At 60.5% G+C, this 23,684-nt stretch carries 18 protein-coding genes and 2 pseudogenes; 13 read left to right on the plus strand and 7 right to left on the minus strand.

All coding sequences use genetic code 11. The features are described 5' to 3' along the window. The 3 genes and pseudogenes from AC1DWF_RS18515 to AC1DWF_RS18525 all read left to right on the plus strand — a co-directional run. A pseudogene (locus tag AC1DWF_RS18515) lies at positions 1-620 on the plus strand (3-oxoacyl-ACP synthase); the annotation flags it as partial. Further along, complete coding sequence (locus tag AC1DWF_RS18520; protein ID WP_476782081.1) at positions 620-1,615, plus strand: DUF4150 domain-containing protein; 996 nt, start codon at positions 620-622, stop codon at positions 1,613-1,615. The pseudogene AC1DWF_RS18515 and the gene AC1DWF_RS18520, both read left to right, overlap by 1 nt. Positions 1,616-1,732: 117 nt before the next feature. Continuing rightward, entirely contained in the window at positions 1,733-2,476 is a 744-nt protein-coding gene (locus AC1DWF_RS18525) for a beta propeller repeat protein (RefSeq protein ID WP_476782082.1), read from the plus strand. Between the two features lie 9 nt (positions 2,477-2,485). On the opposite strand, the gene AC1DWF_RS18530 is transcribed toward AC1DWF_RS18525, so the two are convergent. From AC1DWF_RS18530 to AC1DWF_RS18540, 3 genes are read right to left on the minus strand one after another with little or no spacing between them, the layout of a single operon-like run. Next, complete coding sequence (locus AC1DWF_RS18530) at positions 2,486-2,821, minus strand: hypothetical protein (protein WP_476787838.1); 336 nt, start codon at positions 2,819-2,821, stop codon at positions 2,486-2,488. Beyond that, on the minus strand, positions 2,821-3,246 hold the full coding sequence (locus AC1DWF_RS18535) for a DUF6484 domain-containing protein (protein ID WP_476782084.1): 426 nt from the start codon (positions 3,244-3,246) through the stop codon (positions 2,821-2,823). Before AC1DWF_RS18535 ends, AC1DWF_RS18530 begins: the two co-directional genes overlap by 1 nt. Positions 3,247-3,256: 10 nt before the next feature. Then, on the minus strand, positions 3,257-5,584 hold the full coding sequence (locus tag AC1DWF_RS18540) for a type VI secretion system Vgr family protein (RefSeq protein ID WP_476787839.1): 2,328 nt from the start codon (positions 5,582-5,584) through the stop codon (positions 3,257-3,259). Positions 5,585-5,785: 201 nt separating this feature from the next. On the opposite strand from AC1DWF_RS18540, the gene tagH reads away from it, so the two are divergent. The 6 genes from tagH to AC1DWF_RS18570 all read left to right on the plus strand — a co-directional run bounded on the left by tagH (position 5,786) and on the right by AC1DWF_RS18570 (position 15,793). Beyond that, entirely contained in the window at positions 5,786-6,868 is a 1,083-nt protein-coding gene (gene tagH, locus AC1DWF_RS18545) for a type VI secretion system-associated FHA domain protein TagH (protein ID WP_476787840.1), read from the plus strand. Positions 6,869-7,052: 184 nt separating this feature from the next. Further along, complete coding sequence (tssL, locus tag AC1DWF_RS18550; RefSeq protein WP_476787841.1) at positions 7,053-8,552, plus strand: type VI secretion system protein TssL, long form; 1,500 nt, start codon at positions 7,053-7,055, stop codon at positions 8,550-8,552. Positions 8,553-8,580: 28 nt separating this feature from the next. Further along, on the plus strand, positions 8,581-12,099 hold the full coding sequence (gene tssM, locus AC1DWF_RS18555) for a type VI secretion system membrane subunit TssM (RefSeq protein ID WP_476841917.1): 3,519 nt from the start codon (positions 8,581-8,583) through the stop codon (positions 12,097-12,099). A gap of 133 nt (positions 12,100-12,232) precedes the next feature. Then, a complete protein-coding gene (locus tag AC1DWF_RS18560) occupies positions 12,233-13,000 on the plus strand; it encodes a PP2C family protein-serine/threonine phosphatase (protein ID WP_476785462.1) in 768 nt (255 codons plus the stop codon). Positions 13,001-13,055: 55 nt separating this feature from the next. Then, positions 13,056-13,463 (plus strand): DUF1036 domain-containing protein, encoded by a 408-nt coding sequence (locus AC1DWF_RS18565; protein WP_476785461.1) that lies wholly within the window; start codon positions 13,056-13,058, stop codon positions 13,461-13,463. Beyond that, entirely contained in the window at positions 13,460-15,793 is a 2,334-nt protein-coding gene (locus tag AC1DWF_RS18570; protein WP_476787843.1) for a M23 family metallopeptidase, read from the plus strand. The genes AC1DWF_RS18565 and AC1DWF_RS18570 overlap by 4 nt, the downstream gene beginning before the upstream one ends. A 222-nt stretch (positions 15,794-16,015) precedes the next feature. On the opposite strand, the gene AC1DWF_RS18575 is transcribed toward AC1DWF_RS18570, so the two are convergent. After that, complete coding sequence (locus AC1DWF_RS18575) at positions 16,016-16,345, minus strand: RcnB family protein (protein ID WP_476786790.1); 330 nt, start codon at positions 16,343-16,345, stop codon at positions 16,016-16,018. A 329-nt stretch (positions 16,346-16,674) separates the two neighbouring features. On the opposite strand from AC1DWF_RS18575, the gene AC1DWF_RS18580 reads away from it, so the two are divergent. After that, on the plus strand, positions 16,675-17,124 hold the full coding sequence (locus AC1DWF_RS18580) for a Ros/MucR family transcriptional regulator (protein ID WP_476786435.1): 450 nt from the start codon (positions 16,675-16,677) through the stop codon (positions 17,122-17,124). A gap of 112 nt (positions 17,125-17,236) precedes the next feature. Here AC1DWF_RS18580 and AC1DWF_RS18585 read toward each other — a convergent pair whose 3' ends face one another. Beyond that, on the minus strand, positions 17,237-17,830 hold the full coding sequence (locus AC1DWF_RS18585) for a TetR/AcrR family transcriptional regulator (RefSeq protein WP_476786438.1): 594 nt from the start codon (positions 17,828-17,830) through the stop codon (positions 17,237-17,239). 184 nt (positions 17,831-18,014) lie between these two features. On the opposite strand from AC1DWF_RS18585, the gene AC1DWF_RS18590 reads away from it, so the two are divergent. The 3 genes from AC1DWF_RS18590 to AC1DWF_RS18600 are packed head-to-tail and all read left to right on the plus strand — an operon-like array spanning position 18,015 to position 21,809. Further along, entirely contained in the window at positions 18,015-18,509 is a 495-nt protein-coding gene (locus AC1DWF_RS18590; RefSeq protein ID WP_476787844.1) for a (2Fe-2S)-binding protein, read from the plus strand. After that, on the plus strand, positions 18,506-19,564 hold the full coding sequence (locus AC1DWF_RS18595) for an FAD binding domain-containing protein (protein WP_476786437.1): 1,059 nt from the start codon (positions 18,506-18,508) through the stop codon (positions 19,562-19,564). The genes AC1DWF_RS18590 and AC1DWF_RS18595 overlap by 4 nt, the downstream gene beginning before the upstream one ends. Then, positions 19,557-21,809 carry a xanthine dehydrogenase family protein molybdopterin-binding subunit gene (locus tag AC1DWF_RS18600; RefSeq protein ID WP_476841918.1) on the plus strand — a complete coding sequence of 751 codons (2,253 nt, stop codon included), beginning with the start codon at positions 19,557-19,559 and terminating at the stop codon, positions 21,807-21,809. The genes AC1DWF_RS18595 and AC1DWF_RS18600 overlap by 8 nt, the downstream gene beginning before the upstream one ends. Before the next feature lie 32 nt (positions 21,810-21,841). Here the strand turns inward: AC1DWF_RS18600 and AC1DWF_RS18605 are convergent, their stop codons facing one another. Both AC1DWF_RS18605 and AC1DWF_RS18610 read right to left on the minus strand, forming a co-directional pair. Beyond that, positions 21,842-22,990 carry an amidohydrolase gene (locus tag AC1DWF_RS18605; RefSeq protein WP_476785837.1) on the minus strand — a complete coding sequence of 383 codons (1,149 nt, stop codon included), beginning with the start codon at positions 22,988-22,990 and terminating at the stop codon, positions 21,842-21,844. Between the two features lie 475 nt (positions 22,991-23,465). Then, positions 23,466-23,684, minus strand: a pseudogene (locus tag AC1DWF_RS18610) (peptidase M14); the annotation flags it as partial.

Consider the following 23,684-nt stretch of genomic DNA (forward strand, 5'->3'; position numbering starts at 1 on the left):
ATGTAGCACTCGATCAGGCACGCCGTTTGCTAGCTGCAGGCCACGCGCCCTATGTGATGATCTTGGGTGTAGATAGCTACCTCACGAGTCAGTCGATCGCCTACTATCTTGGCGCCGACCGGTTGCTTGTAGGGGACAATCCGAACGGCTTCATTCCCGGAGAGTCGGCGGCAGCCGTCTTGTGTGCGCGACCGGCTAGGGGTGGCTTCCGGCTTTTCGGACTTGGTTTTGCCCGAGAAACCGCTTCGATTTACAATGATGCGGATCTACCTCTGCGCGCCAACGGCATGACAGCTGCCTACGATGCCGCATTTCAGGAAACCGGTATGGAGATGAACCAGCTCGGCTACCGAATTTCCGATCTCATAGGCGAGCAGTACTGGTTCAAGCAAGCAGCCCTGGCCAGCTTGCGCCTGTTGAGAGGTCGGCACAATTTCCAGGATATCTGGTCGCCGGGCGAGTCCTTGGGAAATGTTGGTTCAGCGGTGGTGCCGCTGATGATTGGGATGGCTTGGACAGCGGCGCAAAAGGGCTATGACGCCGGTAACCCGGTCCTCGTCGAAGCATCCAACGATGCCGGCGCTTGTGGGGCAGCTGTTATGGCTGCAAGGGCGGTCTGATGGGCGACGTCTATGCCAATGGGATGGAGATCTCCGGCAAGGGCAGCGATGGCAAGACCATCGCGGCGTTCCCTGATGTTTGCTTCACGCCGCCGGAGAACCCTGCAACACCACCCGGAGTGCCGATACCCTATCCCAGCTTTGGCATGTCCGGCGATACCGACAATGGCACCGGCACGGTCAAGATCTCAGGCAAGACGGTCAATCTCAAGAACAAATCATATCTTACCAAGACCACAGGCACCGAGGCCGGCTGCGCTGCTAAGAAGAATATGATCACGTCAGTGAATACCGGAAAGGAGTATTTTCACTCCTGGTCCAATGATGTGAAGTTCGACGGCGAACCTGTCATTCGTATGACAGACTTTGCCACCAATGACCATGCATCCCCGACCGCCGGAACGCCACCTTGGGCGCATGTCCTGAAGATCAAGATCGGCAAGGAAAGCTGCGCTGAGATCCTGTTGAAGCTGGACATTGTCGTTCATCCTTACAAGGACGCCCACAAACACTGCGAGAGCCGTGACAAATCGAAACCTGCGGCAAAGGACAATGAATACCAGCAATCAGATCACATCGTTCAGAATGCCTGTTTTGAAAACGCGCGCGGTACCGGCGGAATCAAGAGTTTTGAAGATTACAACTTGAACAACGCGCCATGTGTCTGCCTCAAGGACGGTACAAGGCGCGGCACCGAGCACGGCGAAAAGACGGCAGCGCAGAATGAGTGGACCAAAAGCCAGCTGGAGAAGAAGGAGAATCCGACCTACGAAGACGTGCGCGAGGCCAATTTGGATGCGATGAAGAAGGCCAAGGCCCCGCATATGGATGACAAGAAAGGCAAAGAGCATCCTGCCGTCGAGTGTCTTCGTGCAGTCTGTGACGCTTTCTTCCACCCCCTTATGGAGGATGAAGGCGAAGACAGCACCCAGACACGAACTCCGAGAGGCGGGGCATTCAAGCAGGCGGCTGCCGGCAAGAAGAGCAACAAGTAACCGGAGGTAGGTCCAATGGCATCATACAACGTCTCGTGCGACAGCTTAGCGCTTGGTCCCAATGGGGAGCTTTACACGCTTGTCGTCTACTCCGATGGCGAGGGTTTCAATTCTCATGTGCTCGAGGAGGTTGATCTCCGCCTCGATGAGGTTGAACGGATTGAGCATCTCGATATCCAGATCTGGCTGACGGACCTCTGGCGCGCCGAAACCGGCGTGATGTTCGTATCGGACGAAAATGGCAAGATCCATGTGGGCGGAGCCGGCAGGTGGGCTGTGGAAGCGAGCGAGAGTGCGCGCGCTTTGACTTGCGTCTGGGGGCTCACCGAAGACATAGTCTTTGCAGCCGGTGATGCCGGCGTTGTTTTTGGCCGGCGCGGCACCGTATGGCCAGCAATAAGCCCTGCCTTTGGCCAGACGCTATTTGGCCTTGGAGGCACATCTGCCAGCAACATCTATGTCTGCGGCGACCGCGGTTTTCTGGCACATTTCGATGGCCAGCAATGGTCGATTGTCCCCCTGCCAACAAACAATCGCCTGCTGGGAATCCTCGCCCTGGCGCCGAATGACGTCTTGGTCTGTGGCGCAAATGGCGTGCTGTTTCGCGGCAGTGGCGATAGTTGGCGGGCCTACGACCCGGCCCCCAGCGACCTGCACTCCATAGCCAGCTTTCGCGGGCGCCTGTTCCTGGCCGCCAGCCGTTCCGGTGTGCTCGAGATCGTCGGTGACCAGTACGCCATCGCCCGCGACACGTTCGTCTCCTACAAGCTCGTTGCGAGCAACAGTTTCCTGGCGAGCGCCGGAGATATCTCAGCGGTACGAACCGACCTTAAGACGTGGGATGGAATGGACTACGAATAGCTATCGGATCTACGCTTGGTTAGCTTGGAGCCAAGCGCGTACTTTTGCGTGATCAAGCGTAGCGATCGGGATCGCCTTCTCCACGGAGAGCATCCTGACGACAAACAGTTCTCCAGTCTCCGGGAACTCCTTGTATCGCTCCTGCGCGATCTCGCGTCCTACCTCTCCGGCTACCCTCAGCCCATCGAGATGCGCTTCCAGACGTTCGACCAGCCGCGCCAGGCGCTCCGCGTCCATGTCGGGATTCTCATCAGGATTCAGCAAATGGTGGTCATAGACGGTCCACAGGAACGCCGCCATTTCGGCGTGCTGGCGAATGATTTCGCGCAGGACCGGCGCGGGCATCAGTTCAGGTTGACCGAGCCACCGCGGATGCGGTTGGCGGCACTTGCGTGGCTTGTGACGTAGGTGCCGCGGATGGTGATGTGGCCGTCCTTTTCCATGATGATCGTCGCCTTGCCACAGCGCAGTTCTATGCGTTCGTCGCCCACGATCCTGACCTGTTCGCCGTCGCGAATGACCTGGGGCGCTTTGGCCTTGCGGATAGGTTCCACGATGCGCCCCACGATAAGCGGCCGGCCGACATCGCCATCCTCGAACAGCAGCGCAACCTCCGCGCCAATCATGTCGGAACTCATCTCAGTCAAGCTGCGCGCCCGGACCGCGATGTCCTTGGCGTTGCCAGGGAACACGACAAGCGGCGCCTCCTCGTCGAAGCCGAGGAATAATCCGATCACAACCCCATCAATGCGCTTCACGGTCTTTGTCATCGAACCGCCCTCAATTCTGCTTGATCTCCGAACCCTTCATCGTGATGGCGCTCGATGCCTTAACGTTGATCTTGCCCGAGCCATTAACGGTAACGTCCTTGCCTTCGATGGAAATGGTACCGTCTTTTTTCATCGAGATGGCCGCCGAGCCGCATTTGATGACGATGGAGTCGCCGGCGTCTATCAATAGATCCTTGCCAATCTTGATGGCGCCATCCTCGCCGACCTCAACGAGGCTACCCTTGGCGATCTTGAGTGCGCGGCCGCCACCAACTTCGGTTGCATCGTCATTGGCAATCTTGGTCGTGCGGCCCTTGCCGATGTCGGACGTCTGACCGCCGGCGATCTTGAAACTCTGGTCCTTGCCGATTTGCGCGCTTTGGTTGGCCGCGACCTGCCAACTGTCGTCCGCTCCGATGTCGTGACTCTGTGCAGCGCCAACACTGACCGAGCGGCTCGCCCCGATCGTATTCGTCTGAGCGGCGCCTACACTGCGGGCCTCGGTCGCGCCGACGGAATCCACACGGCCCGCCCCAACGGTGACGGCCTGCGCCACGACCACCGTTTGTGTGTGATTGGCACCGATCGTCTCGGTTGAGTTCGAGCCGATCTTGATCGTCTCGTTCGATCCGACCGTCAGCGAGCGGTTCGTCCCCACCGTCTCCGTGTCGTTCGAACCGATATTCGTCGTCTGGTCGACGCCGACCTTGACCGTCTTGTTGTTGCCGACGTCCTCATCCAGATTGTGGCCAACCGAGTGTTTTGCGTCGTGGTCGATGCGGTCCGACTGGTCGTGCTGCACCAGCTTGGTGCGGTCGTTCTTGACCAGAAGCTTGTGGTCTTTCTGCGCCTGGAAATTGACCAGTTCGGAGCCTGCCTTGTCCTCAAACATCAGCTCATTGTAACCGCCGCCGCCCTTCGACGAATCTGATTTCCAACCTGACTGGGTGGCCGAGCCCGGCAGGCCGTAGGGCGGCATCTGAGCAGCATTGTAGACCCTGCCGGTGATGATCGGCAGGTCCGGATCGCCCTCGATGAAGTCGACGATCACCTCCTGGCCAATACGCGGTATCTGGATGAAACCGAAACCACTGCCGGCCCAGGTTTGCGACACCCGCACGAAGCAGGAACTGTTCTGATCCTTCTTGCCCTCGCGGTCCCAGTAGAATTGCACCTTCACCCGCGCATATTCGTCGGTGAAGATTTCCTCGCCCGAGGGGCCAACGACACGCGCCGTCTGAGGACCGCGCATGATGGGTCGCGGGGTGATCCGCGGTGGGCGATATGGCAGGCTGGTCGGGGCCACACCGAGGACCACCGTGAAGCTTTCGCCCTTTGTATCGATGCCGCTGCGAAAGCCAGGGTCGAACACGCGGTACTCGACGCTGAGCACAAGGTACTCCTGGTTCTGGTCGTCGCGCGGAAAGCCGTCAAGCTTGAAGGTACAGCCAGAAAACAGGCCGCGCACGGTGCCGGCGGCTGCGATGCGCTGGTGCACGGCCTGCAACTCCTCGCGGCGGATCGCGGCGATTTTATCGCCACGGCCGACTTCCAGATGGGTGCCCGGCTGGCGGTAATTTTCACCGTCCGCAAGTTTGTGGCCGAACGCTTGTGCGGACTTCGCCATCAGGTCGGCGCCCGGCTTCTTGAAGTCGTAGTCGGTATGCGCGTAAGCGCCCGGGCGTACCGAACTGCCGGGAACCCATTCGGTGATATACTCGACGTCGCGTCGCGCCCCCTGCCCTTCGAAATGATACGGCACCTTCTCATAGCCTTTTGGGGCCTTGAGCTTGTTCATGGCGTCGGCAAGGATCAGCTTGTGCTCGCCATCGCCGTGTTCGAAGAAATACATGATGCCTTCGTGCTCGAGCAGCCGTTGCACAAAGTCGAGGTCGGTCTCGTCAAACTGGACGCAATAGTCACGCGGCGGATACGACCCTTGCAACCGCTTTTCGAACTTCGCGGTGCCATATTTGGAAAAGATCTTCTCAACGATCTCAACCACGCTCATGTTCTGAAAAATGCGACAGTCGGTTGTATTGCCAAGAAACCACAGCCATGGCCGGACGACAGCTTCATAGAAGGCCAGTCGGTCCTCGATGCGGGTAAGACGGAATTCCGAAACGAGGCCGCTGAACCAGCGTACCGGATCGGACTCGCCTTCGATCGAGACGGCGCCACCGAGCAGTTTCAGAGGATCGATTTCCGGATCGCTGCTGACAAAGCCAACCGTATAGGCAAAACAGCGGCTGACCTCGTCGCGTCCGGTCAGATGGGTGAAAGTCAACGTATCGGCGCCGAGAGGTGTCCGGACCACAGTCGCGCGATCGTTAGCCATGGCGTCGTGCCCTCTCCGGACGGCCGGACTTCTACCACAAAGCTTAGCACAAGTTATTCAACCGGCCAAAGTAGGCGAGGCGCAGCGGCTGAATGTGCCGCTGCGAAATGCCCCTGTGCTGCGGTCGTCGTAAACTGCTAGAATAAAAGGGTGAATTTGGACGAGACTGCCGGAAACAGAGGGTTTGGCGGGCGAATTCGGATGCTCATCAGTCTGACCATCGAAAATGTCGACAGGCTGCCAAACGGCGGACCGCTCAGCTACAGCTCCAATGGTCGCAGCTTCGCCATCGGTCGCGAAAATCGCGACTGGAACCTGCCCGACCCCAATCTCTTCATCTCCGGTCTGCATTGCGAGGTCCGCTACGACAGAGGCACGTTCTGGCTCTATGACGTCTCGCGCAACGGAACCTACGTCAACGGATCGAACCAGCGCATCACTGACCCGCACCCGCTCAACCACGGCGACCGGCTCTGGATTGGCCGCTACATCGTTGCCGTATCGATCGAGGACGACCGGGATGCGGCTAACCAATGGGGCAATCCAGCGCCTTCAAGGCATGCCGCAGACCAGGCCGGCCAGCGTGCGCCGCAATTCGCCGACCCTTTTTTCGGCGGGGCCAGCAACGGCCAAAGCGCAACCGGCGTCGCTGCGCAGCCGCCGGTACCGTTGCCAGCCGCGCCATCGCCCCCCGTGGCTCCGGGCCAACGGCTGGAGGCCACGGAGCTGCTTCGCCTCATTGCGGCCGGCGCCGGCGTCTCGCCCGAGATATTTCTGCAGCGCGATCCAAACGACGTTGCCGCGGAAGTCGGCGCTGTGTTGCGGGCGGTGGTCGATGAACTCGCTTTGTTGCTCAAGGCGCGTGCGGCTGCCAAGGCCTTGGCCAAGAGCAGCCACCGAACCATGATCAGCGGCGTCGACAACAATCCATTGAAGTTCATTCCGCGCTCAGAAGAGATCCTCGAAATCATGTTCGCCCAGCGCCGCTCTGGCTATCTTGACGCTAGGCACAGCGTTGAAGAGGCGTTCCGCGATCTCAAGACACACGAACTCGCGACCTACGCCGCGATGCAGGCGGCACTTTCGCGGCTGCTCTCGGAGCTTTCGCCCGAGGCCATCGAGAGGAAGCTTCCCGGCTCTTCATTCGTGTCGAAGAAAAGCCGCGCCTGGGATATGTTCGTCGCGACATGGGAGGCAAAGGAGGCAGCCCACGAAAATGGCATGCTCGATGTGTTCCTAGCCTATTTCAGCGAAGCCTACGCCAAATCGGCGAGCAAGAAATGATGCTGCCTTTGCCGAGTAGACCCTTGTTCAGCGTCCGTTGACGCAAGCTGCTCCGTCCTGGTTCCAATCGGCTTTTCCTTGCACTACGATGCATGATTGGCGCGCGAGCGATGCTGTCTGACCGGAGGAGCCTGCGGCATTTGTCATGGCATGGCAGGCGTCGCGCGAGAGCGGGTGATCAGCGATGAGTTCGAAGGACGATCCTTCCGGCTCCGGCGGCAGAACCGTCATTCGCGGATCGCCGCGCCGCGCGCCGCAGCCGGACCCGGCTGCACCTTCTTCGGCACTCCTGGCAAAATCCGACCCGACCATCATCTACGCTAGCAGTGAGCCGCAACCGCCGCCTTCCGGCACGGTGATTTATCAAAGCGCCCCATTGGGTGAGCGTCAACACGACGCCAACAAGCCACAAAAACGAGCCCGAACGCAATCCGGCATCTCGCTAGACACCCTGTTCGAGGCGGTCGACCATGTCCAAGTGGCTGGTGCCAATCCGATCATGGTAGCAGCAGCACCGCTGCTGATGCTGCTCGGTCATCTCAGGACGGTGACTGTCGAAACCGATGCCGCACCCCTGGCCCAGTATGTCGCGAGTTCCATCGAAGAGTTCGAATGGAAAGCCGCCGACGCAGGCGTTGCCGAAGAGGACGCACGCATCGCCAAATATGCGCTTTGCGAGACCGCCGACGACATCATCGCGAACCTGCCGGGTGTTGGTCCCGACATTTGGGCACAGCACAGCATGTTGTCGCGGTTCTATGGCATCGAAGTTCCCGGCAACGGCTTCTTTGAAGCCCTCAATACTGTCCTTGCTGATCCAGCAGAGCGCTCCGATCTGCTCGARCTCGTACACGCCTGCCTGTCGCTCGGCTTCGAAGGCCCATACCGTGGCATGACCAGCGGGGAAAACAGCCTCGAACCCGTTCGGCAGGATGTCTACGCAGCACTGCGCTATTTCAGGCCGCTTGCCGAGGATGAACTCTCGCCGCGATGGCAAGGCTTGTCAGCCACCCTGGCGCGGCGCCCGGCCCGGCTTCCGCTGTGGGCAATCGCTGCCGCCGCCCTGGCGCTCGTCACAGGTACGTTCTTCTGGATGCGCAACGACATCAGCAGAGAAGGCGATGCGCTTGCTGCAAAGCTGCTTGCGCTGACGCCTTCGACGCCGGTCGTCATCGAACGCACGGATTTCGTGCCTCTAGTCGAGGAAGCCAAGCCTGTCGAAACGGCGCCAACTGTCGCGCAGATCGACCGCATCCGCGCAGCACTTGCGCAGGACATCCAGAGCGGCGGCGTAACCGTCGGCGCGAAGGGCGAATTCATCGCCATCGAGATCAATAATGCCTTGCTCTTCGAACCGGGCAAAGCCGAGACAAAGCCCGAGTTTGCCCCCGTCGCGGGCCGGATTGCAGCGGCATTTGGGGCGGAACGAGGTCAGATCAAAATCGTTGGCCACACTGACAATGTGAAGCCGCGTCAGTCTGGCGCCTTCAAGTCGAATTACGATCTGTCCGTTGCCCGGGCCGAGGCGGTCGAAAAGGCCTTGGTTCCTCAGATCGGCGACGCCTCGCGGATATCGGTCGAAGGCAAAGGCGAAGACGAGCCGATCGCCGACAATGGTTCCCCCGACGGCCGGGCGAAGAACCGCCGCGTCGACGTCATGGTCCAGCGGGAGGAAACGCTATGAGCCCACACCGCCATCTTGGGGGTTGGCCATGAGGCTCTGGCTGCTCAGGCTTTTCAGCGTCCTTGCGCTGACCGGCTTTGTCGCGGCCGTGTGGTTCGCCGGCCCGCTAATCGTGTTCGCTGACACCCGTCCTCTGGCGACTGCCTGGCCGCGCATCGCTGTTATCGGCCTAGTGGTGGCAATGGTTGTGGGCTTCTATCTGCTCCGATCTTTGCATGCCCGCAACGCACAAAAGGCGCTGGCAGCGGCAGTGGCGAGCGATAGCGAGTATGACGGCGATGCCCGGCAACTCGAAACGGGCATGACCAAGGCCATCGCGACGCTCAAACGCGCCAGCGGCAAACACAACTTTCTCTACGAAGTGCCTTGGTATCTCATCATCGGCCCGCCTGGTGCCGGCAAGACCACCGCGCTGGTCAATTCGGGCCTGAATTTTCCGCTCGCCGTGTCCGGTGCCGCCCAACCAGTACCCGGCATCGGCGGTACCCGAAACTGCGACTGGTGGTTCACCGACGAGGCTGTCCTGATCGACACTGCCGGCCGCTATACGACGCAGGACTCCGATGCCGACAGCGACCGCAAGGGCTGGTTTGCATTTCTGTCGCTACTGAAGAAGTACCGCGCCCGACAGCCTATCAACGGCGTGATCGTAGCAATTAGCCTTTCCGACGTGATGACGTCAGGCGATCAGGAACTCGGAGCCCATGCCATTGAAATCCGCAATCGCCTGCAAGAGATCCACGAGACGCTGAAAATCAGCTTCCCGGTCTATGTCCTGTTCACCAAGGCCGACCTGATCGCCGGCTTCATGGAGTGTTTCGGCGGTCTCGTCGAAACCCGCCGGCGCATGGTGTGGGGTGCCACATTCCAAGATGCGGATCACAAGACAAATATGGTTGGCACTGTGCCTGCTGAGTTCGACGCGCTCGTCCACCGCCTGGCCGAGCAAGTACCAGACCGGTTGCAGGAGGAACCCGATCCGGTCGCGCGCGTCTCAATCTTCGACTTTGCCGCGCAGTTCGCCTCGCTCAAGCAGCGCAGTGCGGATTTTCTCAACCGCGTCTTCGAGCCGACGAAAAAGCAGTCAAGCGCCATATTGCGCGGGTTTTATTTCTCCTCCGGCACGCAGGAAGGCACCCCGATCGACCGGGTGCTCGGCGCCATCGGTCGAAGCTTCGGCAGTGGGTCTCATGTTCATCTGTCGGGCACCGGCAAGAGCTTTTTCCTGCACGATTTGCTCGCAAAGGTCATCTTCGCCGAAGCAGGCTGGGTTTCTTACGACGAAGCCGCCGACCGGCGCGCCAGGATTTCTCGCTATGCCGGCGTCGGTGCCGTCGGCTTGCTTGCTGCTGGGGCACTCGGTGCTATGGCGATGAGCTACACCGCCAACAAGGCGCTGATCGCTGCCACCTATCAGGCGGCGGAAAACTATAGTTCGTCGGCCAGCGCCTTGCTCCAGGCGGAAACCGTGTCCGATGTCGATCTTGAAAACGTCATTGATGCACTGGAGAGCGTTCGCGGTCTGCCAACCGGCTATGAGAACCGCGACCTGCCGACGCCGCCTCAGGAAGCGCTTGGGCTGAGCCAGCGCGCGCGGCTGCTTTCGGCATYGGAAACGACCTACCGGCTGGCATTGGAGCGGATGTTCCGCACGCGGCTCTTGCTTCACGTCGAGCACACGATCGAGGCCAAGATGAGCGATCCGGCCGCGCTCTATGAGGCGCTGAAGATCTACCTCATGCTTGGCGGCGAGGCACCTAAGGTCGAGGATGAGCAGATTGTTTCCTGGCTGAGGAAAGATTGGGAGCAAAACCGTTACCCCGGGCCGCAAAATCGCGAAGGGCGCCTGATACTGGAAAAGCACCTGCGCGCGATGCTGGCGCTCGATGACGAGTACAACCCATCGCTTGAGCTCAATCGCCCTGTCGTCGAAGCCGCACAGCGCGCGCTTGGCCGCATGACCGTCGCCGACCGTGCCTCTTCCCTGATCGCCTCGGCAATTTCGGCCGCCCCGCTCGCTGACTTTGCTGTGGCAACGAGAGGCGGCCCAGCAGCAAAATTGATCTTCGAAACTGTCGACGGCAGCGATCTGTCGACGCTTCGCATTCCCGGCCTCTACACCTACGCCGGCTTCAACGATTTCTACCTGGGACAACTCGCTGGCATCGCCCAAAGGCTTGTCGACGAACAATGGGTGATCGGCGCCGGTGGCGAGCAAGGGAATGTCGAGCAGGAATTGCTGAGGCTTGGGCCTGAATTGCTCGACCGCTACAGCAATGAATTCTCAGGCGCATGGAATGGCGTCCTCGACAGGCTGAAGTTCAAATCAATGTCGGCGGACAAGCCTGAATATCTCGCCCTTTCGGCCGCGGGTTCGCCCAGTTCGCCGCTCGCGCAATTGTTTGAGGCGATCGCGCGCGAAACGGCATTGACGCGCGGCGACACGCCTGGCACCGGCGAAGCCGAAGCGCACGCCGACGGCCTCGCCCGCATAGGCATCGAACTCGCCGGTCGCAAATCCAACACTCGTGCTGGTGCCGCATTCGCGAACGCACCGACTTTGGTTCCGGGGGCAAACATTGAGGCACAGTTCCGGCCATTCCAGCTTCTTGTCGACGGCCGTCCCGGTCAGCGCCCGGTCGATGCGCTGATCCAGAATTTCCACGCCATCTACCAGAGCCTGACAATCTCAGCCGCCGCACCGTCGCAAGCCGGCCGCGTCAACGCCAATCTCCAGCTGCAGATATCCAACCTCCGTGCCAACGCGTCTCGCCTGCCCAAGGCACTTTCGCGGATGGTTCATGCTGCGGCCGACGATTTCGAAGGCCTTGTTGCCGAAACCTCGGTCGCGCAACTCAATCAGGCGCTTGAGGAAACAGTCAGCGGGCCGTGCGAGGAAGCGATCGCCAATCGCTATCCGTTCGGCGGGGGCGCCAGTCAGGACGTGCCAATCAGTGATTTCGCCCGCCTTTTCGCGCCCAGCGGCATCATCGATCGGTTTTTCGCGCAGAACCTGGCATCCTTTGCCGACATGTCGGGCCAAGAGTGGCAGTGGAAGCAGGAGGCACGCCTCGGCCGCGGGCTGTCCAAGTCAACGCTGAAGCAGTTCCAGCTTGCCGCCGAGATTCGAGATGCATTCTTTCCACTTGGAGGATCAACGCCTGCTGTCAACATCACCTTCACGCCGTTTTCGCTGCATGGCGACGCCGACATGGCCTTGCTCAACGTCAACGGACAGGTCGTTCAAAGCTATCAGAACGGCAGCAGCCCAGGTATCGTCACCTGGCCGGGCAGCATGCCCGCCGGCGCTGCCAATCTCAGCCTGACGCCGGAGCTTCCCGGTCGCGAGTCCGCCATCAGGTTCGAAGGGCCATGGGCGTTGAAGCGGTTGCTCGATGCGGGAATCTCCACCCGCAACGGTGACAATCTTGAGCTGCGCTTTGTCATTGGCGGCCGCGACGTCGCCTACACAGTCCAGATAAACCCGCCCGGCAACCCCTTTTCACTTGCTGCATTCTCCGGCTTCACGTGCCCGAAAGGCCTTTGATATCGCCAGGAATCACACCGACGATCTGGTGCATGTTAATTTCTGTACTCTAACGCCTAGGCCTGTGGCAGACTGAAAGGCGCGAGCGCTTAATACGCAACGCAGAGGGGCGCCCGAGAAGCGCTTGAGGCAGTTGAGCAATGTCGCCCTCCCCTTCGAAAGTTATGGCGTAAGCCACAAGGGCTGCGTCCGCCAAGTCAATGAAGACAGCTATCTTATAGAACCCCGCAGTGGCCTGTGGGTGGTCGCCGACGGTATGGGTGGGCATGACGCCGGAGAAGTCGCTTCTGCCAGCATCGTCGAACACCTGTCGACGATCGGCATCGCTAGTTCCGCGCCGGACCTGCGCGCACGTTTCGTCGACCGGCTGAGATTAGCGCATTCCGATATCCGCGAGATTTCGGATTCGCGTGGCGTGACCATTGGCTCCACCGTCGCAGCGTTGTTAGCCATCGACGGCAAATTCGCCTGCCTTTGGCTCGGCGACAGTCGCGTCTATCTAGTGCGCGACGGCGCGATCTCTCAGGTCTCGCACGATCATACCGAGGTGCAGGAACTGCTCGACCGCGGCGCAATCACGCCGGAAGAAGCGCAAACTTGGCCACGTCGCAATGTCATCACGCGCGCCATTGGCGTCAGCGACGACATCAACGTCGACTTCCAGCAAGGCGATCTCTTGCCCGGCGACATCTTCGTGCTTGGAACGGACGGGCTGACTGCGCATGTCAGCGACGCCGAGATCGAAACGGCAGTGATCTCGGCTACGGCCCAGGCAGCATGCGAAGATCTGCTAGCAAAGGTTCTCGCGCGCGGCGGAACAGACAACGTCACCATTGTCCTGGTGCGGATTGGGGGCGCAACCGACAGTGCATCTTCTGAACCTTTGGTGGGAAGCCGATAGAGGCCGGCGACACGATGCGAACGGGATCGGGCGCGTTCCCCATGCCGGTCGCGCGATGCTTGCCGCCAGTGGCATGGCCCTGTTGTCGGTTTTGTTTGCGCCGAGCGAAGCGAGAGCAGAATTCACCGTCTGCAACCAGACGCTCGACGTCGTCAATCTCGCCGTCGGCCAACAGATCGATGCAGCCTTCCAGACCGACGGCTGGTGGACGATTGGCGCAAACCAGTGCGTAAACGTCATTCGCGATGAACTGACCAATCGCTACATCTACATCTACGCAACGGATGTCTTCGGCAATGCGATCCTCAGCGGCTCGACGGACATGTGCGTTGAGCGCAAGCGCTTCACGGTGCGCGGCATCGACGAATGCTGGCAGCGCGGCCACATCGCTGCTCGGTTCTTTGAAGTGGACACGCTTGAACAGGCGCGCTGGACCTTCTTCCTGACCGGGCGATCGCCATGACGCATGGCATCGATGCGAGCTTCAAGCAGCAAAAACAACAGCGAATGGCACGGCGCGAACGATCTCGCCGGCTAAAGGCTATTGTCGCTGCGGGTGTCCTTGCGCTGCTCGCCGTGGCCGGTACCGCCTATCTCACCTCTGACTACTGGTCCTTTGGCGAATATGAAGGAGATCTTCAGCCAACCGAAGAAGCGGATATCGTGCCGTCGGATGCTTCTGTCTACGTGCCGGCTATCGTCGATCTTGCCGGCGACCCAATGTGGATCAATTTGGCGCATGAAGCTGGGGCGGAAACAAAGCGTCGTTCCGTTGCGCGCCCCGTCGAACTTACCCAGGACGGCATTTCGCCAAAGATCGAATTTCTCGCAGACACGATGCTGAGTTCCAGCGAGCGCTTCATGACGGCCATCCCATCGACGCAGGAGGACTTTGCATTTTTCCAGGCGCAGCGCGCGGTGGTTGAACCAACAGCCGGCCAGCAGGCTGATGATCAGGCGGCTCCGCCAACTGATGTCGATCTTGACCAGGCCGAGCCCGAAGGCAGTCTACCATCGGATCTCGGCGCCGGGTGGGGCGAAACAATCGACCAAGGTGAAGCTGCCCTGCCCGAATTCGAGAAAACCGCGATCGCAAACAATACCAGTGTCGCCACCGTGACGCCGGAGACCGAGCGCTTCGAGGCGACCGAAGATACCTTCGTCAAGATCCTGACCAACCGCACGCTGGACAGCGTCGTGCTCGAGGCACATTTCGCCACCGATGAGGCGAAATTGGCCGGCGAAGCGCTGAAGTCGCTTTTCAAGTTGGAAGGCCTCGAACCGGGCTATGTTGTAGCTATGCGTGGCTTCAAGCCGCGGCGCGAGGCGCCCCAGGTGGCGCTGATGCAGGTGTCGGTCTACGCCATGAATAGGTTCGTTGGCACCCTCGCGCGCAATTCGGCCGGTCAGTTCGTCTCCGGCGTAGATCCATGGGTGCGCGACGACCTTTTCAACTATTCCGGCGCCGCCCCGCAAGAAGGCACGCACAAGCGCCAGTACCGCCTCCTCGACGCGATCTACTCGACAGCGGCCCGCAACGACGTTCCAACCGGCGTTCTTGGTGAGGCGATCATGTATCTGTCACGTGGACAGGATTTGAACGCCTTTGCCACAGAAGACCAGAGGCTCGTCCTGCTTTATTCACAAACGGCTCGCGGCAAGGATGGTCTGGCAGGCCAGGTGCTTTATGTCGGTGTGCATGGCACCGACAAGAACCTCGAATGTTTTGTCTTCCAACAGAGCGATGGTCAGTTCTCTTGCGTCACGGGCAACGATCAAGTTCGCTCGCTGATGGCAACCAACGGCATGGTCACGCCGGTCAACGGTGTCATGACGTCAACCTTTGGGCCGCGCATGCATCCGATCCTGAAGACGGTTCGCGTCCACAAAGGAGTGGATTGGGCAGCCCCCATCGGTACGCCGATCGAAGCGGCCTTCGACGGCCAGGTTGTGTTTGAAGGCGACGGCCAGGGCTACGGCAACCTCATCCGCATTTCGCACGCCAACAATCGCGAAACCCGCTATGCCCACATGCAGCGTTTCGCCGACGGCATCGGCATCGGATCCACTGTCAAAGCAGGCGACGTCATCGGCTATATCGGCACCACGGGCCTGTCGACCGGCCCGCATCTTCATTTCGAACTCTATCAGGACGGACAGGCCATCGATCCGCTCGGCACGATCACCGTGATTGCGTCCGACGACTCTGCCATCGAGGTGCTGACCAATCGTATCGTCCATGTCGAAAGCGGCGGCAGTGCCCGTGCCAAGAACCCGCTGTCGTCGGCAACAGGGCTCGGACAGTTCATAAGCAAGACCTGGATAAGGATGATAAACACCTACCGGCCCGATCTCGCCAGGTCGCTTTCGACGACCGAGCTCCTCGATCTGCGTTTCGACCCGACCATCTCACGCGAGATGGTGCGCAATCTGGCGCGCGAGGGTGAAGCCTATCTCAAAGCGCGTGGCCATCAGATCACTGCGGGTCGGCTCTATCTTTGCCACTTTCTTGGAATGGAGGGCGCCCACCAGATCCTGTCGTCATCCAATGACGCAATGCTTGCTGATGTTCTTGGAGAGGTCGTCATAAAAGCCAACCCGTTCCTGACCGGCAAGAACGCCGGCTATGTCATTGGTTGGGCTGAGAAAAAGATGACTGGCCGAGCACCTTCTGCAGCATCACAACCTTCCGCTGCGACTGCGCTCCAGGAGGTTAGAGAAACGTCACCGGAGTTCGAAAAATACAAGCAGGCAATCGGAAGGACATTGAATTCGATCGAAAGCACTCTGTGATTTCGGGACCCTGCGATAAATGACGCCCATTCGCTGGCTTCGCCTGCAACAGGTGTTCGACCAGAGCCGTCGATCGCTTCGAGGAATGCGGCACGGAACATCGACTCATACGTCGAGACCAGAAAATCGAACCGTCCGCGGTCGATGGCCGCTTATGGATGATCCCAGGGAAAAAGGCGGCTCCGAAGAACCGCCTTTCCGCAATCTGTTGACCTGTCTGGATTAGCGTCCAGCCACGACCGAAGCGATGATGCCCGACGCCACACTGATCAACAGATAGTCGCTGTCTACCTTGACCCAGCGTTGACCATAGCCTGGGCGCTTGAGGCCATAGCGATTGTAGTCCCGAAGTGCCTGCTTGCGCTGCCAGTCAGGCACACGCTTGCCCTTTGACCAGTGCTGTCGCTTGACCGGCTTTTGGCGGTAATCCTGCCACTTCTGCGGCTGGCTGTAGTGGTTTCCGTGACGTGGCGCCTCGTAGCGCTGTTGAGCTTGTGCCATCGGCGCAGCGAACACCGACAGGGCGACAGCAGCTAGAACAATGCGTTTCATATGGGAGGCTCCTTCTCATTGACGCCACCATTGCTAGCCGCCGCTTGGTGAACCCAGTATGAACGCCAGAATTACCATTATGTAATGTTTTCAGCAGTTTACTTCAGACATCTAATCACGTAGATTCGATCTCCATCGCCCGTAACCACGGGGAACGGCCGCCGTCATTCCTTTGAGTTCGACGTACCCTGATTGAACTCGGCAAAGAATTCGGACACCATTTCCGGTACAAGCCGGCCATTTGATCCACAATTTTCCGATTTCTGGGTTCCACCGCAGTGGAATATCAGCTACCCGACAGCCAGGGGGAATTAGACTGGAGATTATTGATGTCCGAATTGCTTCCGAAATCTGGCAATCAGCTTATTGAACTTACAGCCGACATTGTAGCGGCGTATGTTTCCAACAACTCGATCAGACCAGACGACATGCCAAATCTGATCGCAGATGTTTTCGCCAGCATAAAAAAACTGAGTGTGCCGGAAGCTCAAGCTGAAGAGGCGCCAAAGCCACGGATGCCAATCAAGAAGACGGTTACCCACGAATACATCATCAGCCTGGAAGACGGTAAACAGTACCGAACCCTGAAACGGCATCTCTCCGGCGTGGGACTGACCCCTGACCAATATCGCGCCAAGTGGTCGTTGCCCGCCGATTACCCGATGGTTGCGCCCGGTTATGCTCAGCAGCGTTCCGAATTGGCGAAGAAGCTCGGGCTTGGTCGCAAGCCGGGCGCCAAGCAACCGGCGAAGCTTGCGCCAGGGAAGGCGAAGGTTTGATCACACTACGACGATGGCGGGAGAGCAACTGCAGGCCAGATCCCTCGCGGTAACAATCCAAGTGTCTCAATCGCGGATTGCTTTCGGGCTATCATCGCCAAGGCAGCTTACTTCAGCTGATCTGGTCGTGGCGCAAGCGTAGGCCGTCCACGAAGACATCCACCAAGCGAATGACCGTGTCCTGCCAGCCGGGCTGCTCGCGTGTGTAACACATGCCGATGAGGGCACGCATGACGTCTTCAGGCGCGATGTCGTTGCGGATCTGGCCAGCCGCAATGGCCTTCGTCATCAGGTCGCTGACGGAGCGGGCCAGCCGCGCCGCGGAATCGGCATACAGCTCAGCTGAACTCCCAACAGCCGGGGACAGCGCCGCAAGCATGCCTTTTTTTGTGGCAACCATCCCGATGTTGGCATGTAGCCAGCGGCGCAGCGCCTCCAGCGCATTTCCTTCGGCAGTGAGCGTTACGGCGAGATCGACAAGCTGGTCGATCTCGCGACGGTAGACAGCCTGAAACAGCGCCTCGCGCGTGGGAAAATGACGGTAGAGGGTGCCGATGCCGACGCCTGCGGCACGGGCCACCGCCTCAAGGCTCGCATCCGGGCCGCCGGCGCTGAAAACATTCCGAGCAGCGACAAGCAGCCGGTCCCGGTTTCGCAAGGAATCGGCGCGGGGCTTGCGGCTTGCCTTTTCGATTTGCTGTCCCATCTTTGCTGTCATTCCAGTTACGGCTTGCAAAACGGAGGAACCCTCCGTATAAAGCATTATCAGATGGTTGGGCACCTCCACCATTTTTGATGGAAGTGCCGCCTTCCGACAATGCGTGCTGCCTGCGTTGCACAGCCGACCTATCAGGTCGACAAAAATCTAAGACATCACAATCGGAGCAATCATGACTCTGTCCCTCTGCCTTACGGTCAATGGTGTCCGCACGGACGTTACACTCGATGATCCAAGGGTAACGCTGCTCGACCTTCTGCGCGAGCGGCTTGCGCTGACGGGAACGAAGAAAGGCTGTGATCGCGGCCAATGCGGCGCTTGCACCGTGTTGGTGGACGGGCGGCGCATCAATGCCTGCCTTGCGCTGGCGCTCAGCCTTGACGGCGCCGATGTCGTAACCATCGAAGGTCTTGCGCAAGGCGACGTGCTCGACCCGGTCCAGGCCGCTTTCATCGCCCATGACGGCTTCCAGTGCGGTTTTTGCACCCCCGGACAGATCATGAGCGCGGTTGGCCTCATCGGCGAGGGCGAGGCAGGAGATGACCCTGAGCGCATCCGCGAAGGCATGAGCGGCAATCTCTGTCGCTGCGGGGCATATGCCGGGATCATCGAAGCGGTGCTCGACGCGTATAAGCACCTTGCCAACGACGAACGGAGGATCGCATGAACCTGTTCGACTACGTCCGCCCCGCTTCGGTGGCCGAAGCCATCGCCGCTGGCTCCGAACCCGGAACTGCCTATCTTGCGGCCGGCACCAATCTCCTGGACCTGATGAAGGGCGGCGTATCGCGCCCCAGCCGGCTCGTCGATGTTACCCGACTGCCGGGATTGGATAGGATCGAGACGTTGGCTGATGGCGGCATGCGCATCGGCGCCATGGTGCGCAATGCCGATCTGGCTCGTGACCCAGCCTTCGCTGTGGCGCATCCCGCCGTGGCGGAAGCACTGCTGTCAGGTGCCTCGCCGCAAGTGCGAAACGCGGCCACTGTCGGCGGTAACCTCCTGCAACGCACCCGCTGCGCCCATTTCCAAGACACCGCCAGTGCCTGCAACCGACGCGATCCGGGCGCGGGCTGCGACGCGCGCGGCGGCGAAAACCGCAACCATGCCGTCCTTGGCTGGTCCGACGCCTGCATTGCCACGCATCCGTCCGATTTCTGCGTTCCCCTTGTCGCGCTCGACGCAGTGGTCGAGATCGAGGGGCCGGGCGGACGGCGCGACGTCACGCTGGAAGACTTCCACCTGCTTCCTGGCACGACGCCCGCGCGCGAAAGCGTCCTTGAGGCAGGCGAACTGATCACCGGGTTGCGCCTGCCGGCGGAGGCCACACACTTCCGCGCCAATGCTCGCTACTTGAAGCTGCGGGAGCGGACGTCATTTGCCTTTGCTCTCGTCTCCGCCGCCGCTGCACTGCAGATCAAGGACGGAACCATCCGGGCGGCCCGGATTTGCCTGGGCGGCGTCGCCGCAAAGCCCTGGCGCGCCCGTGCTGCCGAGACCCTGCTGGAAGGCCTCTCGCCTGCCTCCGAGGCTTTCGCCAAGGCAGCCGAAATTGCGCTCGCTGGCGCAGCTCCCTCAGGCGACAATGGCTACAAGATCGAACTTGCGACGCGGGTTGTGAAGCGCGCGTTGCTGCTTGCGGCGGCGGGAACCCCAGAGCGCATGCCGGCACTGCCCGCCTCCCCCTTCGGATCCGACAGCGGAGTTCTCATCCATGGCTGACACTCTTCCATTTCCCTCGGCACACGTCCGTCTCGGCTCCAGCAGCGGCCAGCCCCTGACCCGGCGCGACGGCCGCCTCAAGGTCACAGGTGGGGCGACCTATGCTGCCGACAACCATCCTGCAGCCATGCTGCACGCAGTGGTCGCGGTCAGCACTATTGGCCGGGGCAGGGTCGCCTCCCTTGATGTAACGGCAGCCAAAGCCCATCCCGGCGTCGTGGAGGTGATCACCCCCGCCAACCGCCCGCCGCTGGCGCTCGATCCGGATGGCAAACATGGGTTGTTTGGGTTTCRCATCGAGGCTTTGCAGAACGACCATGTGCGCTACGCCAAACAGCCGATTGCGGTAGTCGTCGCCGACACACTGGAGGCCGCAACGGAAGGCGCGCGCCTACTTGCTCCGACCTATGAGGTGGAGCCCGCGCGGATCGGATTTGATGGTGGAGAGCGCTACGATCCGCCTGCTGTAGGCATTGGAGCAGAGCCCAACTTCGATCGCGGCGATGTGGCCGCCGGTCTTGCCGCAGCCGCGCATCGGATCGACACCGAATACGAGACTCCGCCCCAGTATCACAACGCAATGGAGCCGCATGCAATCGTTGCCGAGTGGGACGGCGACCGGCTGACCATCGACACACCGAACCAGGCCATCGTGATGGCGCGGGCAGGGTTTGCGGCGTTCTTCGGCATTCCGGCCGAAAATGTGCATCTGCGCAGCCCGTTTCTGGGCGGCGGCTTCGGGTCCAAGGCGATCCTGGTCGGCCCGCAGATCCTCTGCATTCTCGCGGCGCGGATGCTTGGACGGCCGGTGAAACTGGTGCTGCCACGCGACCAGATGTTCGGGCCTGTCGGGCACCGCGGGGCGACGCAACAGCAACTCCGGCTCGGCATCGACGCGCAGGGGCGTCTGACGGCCCTGGAGCACCGCGCGGTGGCGACCACCAGCAGCTTCGACGATTTCATCGAACCCGCAGCCAATGCCTCGCACAACCTCTACGCCAGCCCCGCAATCTCGACGCGGCATTCGGCAATGCGCGTCGATACCGGCACACCCGGTCCAATGCGGGCGCCGGGCGAAGCCTCCGGCTCGGCCGCACTCGAATGCGCGATCGACGAGGCCGCGTTGGCCTGTGGGCTCGATCCCTTGGAATTCCGTCTGCGCAACTATGCCGATACCGACCCGGCGACGGGCAGGCCATTTTCAGCCAAGGCCCTGCGCCAGTGCTATGCGCAAGGCGCAGAACGGTTCGGCTGGGCCGGGCGTCCGCTGGCACCGCGGCAAATGCGCGACCATGCCGGTTTCCTTGTCGGATGGGGGATGGGCAGTGCACTGTTCCCTGCCCCGATGTTCCAGGCGGAGGCGCGCGCTACCTTGCGTGGCGACGGCACCGCGCTCGTCGAAACCGCGGCCGCCGATATGGGCCAGGGCGCCTGGACGGCGCTTGCGCAAATCGCTGCCGACGGATTGGGACTCGACATTGATATGGTCGAATTTCGCTCTGGCTCGTCAGAGCTTCCCGATGGCGGGATCGCCGGCGGCTCGGCCCATACCGCGACAGCTGGAGGCGCGCTCTACAGCGCCGGAGCCGATGTCATTGCAAAACTTTCCGAGATCGCTACCAGCGACCCCAACTCCCCCCTGTTTGGCGCCGGCAATGCTGGCGTCGAGGCGCAAGGCGGGCGCCTTTACCACAGCAATGACAAGAGCCGGAGTGAAAGTTATTCGGATATCCTCGCGCGAGCAGGCCTCAAATCCCTCGAAGGACGCGGGACGGGCCGTCGCGATCCTGCTCATGCGGAAGCGCGTGCGATGTTTTCGCACGGCGCAGTCTTCGCGGAAGTTAAGGTCGACCCGGATCTGGGTCAGGTGAGGGTCACGCGGCTTGTCGGCGCCTTCGCCGCCGGGCGCATCATCAACCCCAGATTGGCGCGCAGCCAACTCTATGGCGGGATGATCTGGGGCCTTTCCTTCGCGCTGCACGAAGAGGCGATCCACGACCGCCGAACAGGCCGGCCGATGAATGCCGACCTGGCTGCCTATCACATCCCCGTCCATGCCGACATTCCCGAGCTCGAGGCGCTGCTGATCGACGAGGATGACCCCTACGTCAATGGCCTTGGGATCAAGGGCGTCGGCGAGATTGGCATCACCGGCACTGTAGGCGCTATCGCCAACGCAATCTGGCACGCGACCGGGGTAAGGGCGCATCGCTTTCCGATCCGGATCGAGGACATTGTCTCCTAGGCGAGTTCAACGAAGGGGGAAGGACCAGAGAATTAGCCAAGGAGGTTGCGCGCCGTACGCATGAATATTCGAGACCCAATCGGGATCAGCGCGTCGGGAAAGTCATAATCTGGATTGTGCAGCGCCGGGTGGCGCTCGCCCGCCCCAAGAAAAAACATCGCCGATGCTGCCTTATGACCGAACACGCCAAAGTCTTCGGAAGCGCGCATAGGCAGGTTTTCTTCCCCATGGAAGACGCCCTCTTCATCGAGAGCTCGCCGCAGGTGCTCCACCGCCTCAGGCGCGTTGACGCTTGCAACAAATGTCTCGTGATAATCGTACTGCGAAGACAAATGATGCTGATCAGAGATTTGTGTCACAAGGGCCTCTGCTGCAGCACATAAATTGGACATAAGGTCGTCGCGACGGGTCCGTAGAGTGGCCCAGACCTCCGCGTGACCAAGCGCGATGCCGAATACGGCTTCGCCCAACACGACATGGGTAACTGTGACCATGCTGAATTCGTCGTCAGCAAATGTTCCGGCGCCAAGCGCTGGGAGCGCAGGCATTAGTTGGCTGATGGCCATCATCGGCGAGACGCCGGTCTCGGGCATGGATGAATGCGCTGTCTTCCCGCCCAACACGATGCGCATGCCGCGTGATGCACAGTTCACCACCCCCGCCTTGAGCCGTACCTGGCCGAGAGGTACCCCTGGCAGATTGTGCAATGAGAAGGCGAAATCCGGCGCGACCGCGGCGAAGCGCGGATCAGCGACGACCCCGGCTGCGCCGTTTCCTGTTTCTTCCGCGGGCTGAAACATCAGCACGACACGGCCTTGAGCAGGCCGGCGGCGTCCAAATTGACGGCCAAGTGCGGCGAGGATTGCGGTATGTCCGTCGTGGCCACACATGTGAGACTTGCCTGGCACAAGGGACGAATGAGGCATGCCCGAAAGTTCGTGGATCGGCAGCGCGTCCAGCTCGGAGCGAAACAACACTGTCGGCCCCGCTTTGCCACTTTCGTAGATGGCCGCAACCCCGTGGCCGCCCAACCCAGTCAGTATCTGGTCCGGCCTTGTACTGGCGAGGAAGTCGGCGACCTCCTTTGCGGTTCTCTCCTCTTCATTGGAGATTTCCGGTTGCTGATGCAATTTGCGCCGCCAGGCCGTAAGCTCGACAACATCTTGGTCGGTAAGGGTCACGCTTTCCGCCTCCGCTTGCGCCAAACTCGCCAAACCGACGCGAGGCGTCAAGCGGCCAGTCGAAAGGCAGCACTACCATCCAATGAGCTAATTGCTACCTACCGATGCCTACGGTAACATTTGGTAGTGTGAAGGTGGATAGCGCCGACGCGATGCCGTAAATCATCGGTCTGAGTGTTGCGACGGCTGCCCCAAACCCCGCCCACCGCGCAATGCAGACGGCCCGCATTGGATTGATCCGATCGGGCCGTTCTTGCGTGACGTGCTGACCCCCAGCCGCATCTACCAGGTCAAGAGGCGGCAGCATTCCAACACTGTCAGACAGAGCAAGCAGCGGACCATGGGCCAACTGTACTCGGTCCCGGACGTTTCAATCTAGCCGTCCCCGAAACCCACATTCAGCCATCCGCATTACTGTTAATATTCAATGACATACGGATAAACGTTCAGTGGCAGGTCAAACGGTTTCGCTTGGTCAGCTGATGCCCGAAATCTCCTGCATGGCCTCGTAGGCCGAAAGCACGGTTTCCATCTGAGCGGTGTGCCCGGCTATAAAGTCTTCGCCATAAATGGTCTCGTCGGGATATTCTGTCACCAGCGTCAGCGGCGTGCTGTGGCGGTCGTCGACCGAACACAGGCAAGGGAAGCCGTTGATGATGCGGAAGCCGGTCTCGCCGGCATGTATCTCGTAGAG

Source organism: Aminobacter sp. P4_D5, from assembly GCF_056401815.1.

Bases quoted from the DNA above. Each gene is read 5' to 3' on its own strand.
- AC1DWF_RS18570 (WP_476787843.1), top strand. From the start codon at position 13,460: ATGACGCATGGCATCGATGCGAGCTTCAAGCAGCAAAAACAACAGCGA.
- AC1DWF_RS18595 (WP_476786437.1), top strand. From the start codon at position 18,506: ATGAACCTGTTCGACTACGTCCGCCCCGCTTCGGTGGCCGAAGCCATC.
- AC1DWF_RS18585 (WP_476786438.1), bottom strand. From the start codon at position 17,830: ATGGGACAGCAAATCGAAAAGGCAAGCCGCAAGCCCCGCGCCGATTCC.
- AC1DWF_RS18590 (WP_476787844.1), top strand. From the start codon at position 18,015: ATGACTCTGTCCCTCTGCCTTACGGTCAATGGTGTCCGCACGGACGTT.
- AC1DWF_RS18540 (WP_476787839.1), bottom strand. From the start codon at position 5,584: ATGGCTAACGATCGCGCGACTGTGGTCCGGACACCTCTCGGCGCCGAT.
- tagH (WP_476787840.1), top strand. From the start codon at position 5,786: ATGCTCATCAGTCTGACCATCGAAAATGTCGACAGGCTGCCAAACGGC.
- AC1DWF_RS18530 (WP_476787838.1), bottom strand. From the start codon at position 2,821: ATGCCCGCGCCGGTCCTGCGCGAAATCATTCGCCAGCACGCCGAAATG.
- AC1DWF_RS18535 (WP_476782084.1), bottom strand. From the start codon at position 3,246: ATGACAAAGACCGTGAAGCGCATTGATGGGGTTGTGATCGGATTATTC.
- AC1DWF_RS18565 (WP_476785461.1), top strand. From the start codon at position 13,056: ATGCTTGCCGCCAGTGGCATGGCCCTGTTGTCGGTTTTGTTTGCGCCG.
- AC1DWF_RS18520 (WP_476782081.1), top strand. From the start codon at position 620: ATGGGCGACGTCTATGCCAATGGGATGGAGATCTCCGGCAAGGGCAGC.
- AC1DWF_RS18580 (WP_476786435.1), top strand. From the start codon at position 16,675: ATGTCCGAATTGCTTCCGAAATCTGGCAATCAGCTTATTGAACTTACA.
- AC1DWF_RS18575 (WP_476786790.1), bottom strand. From the start codon at position 16,345: ATGAAACGCATTGTTCTAGCTGCTGTCGCCCTGTCGGTGTTCGCTGCG.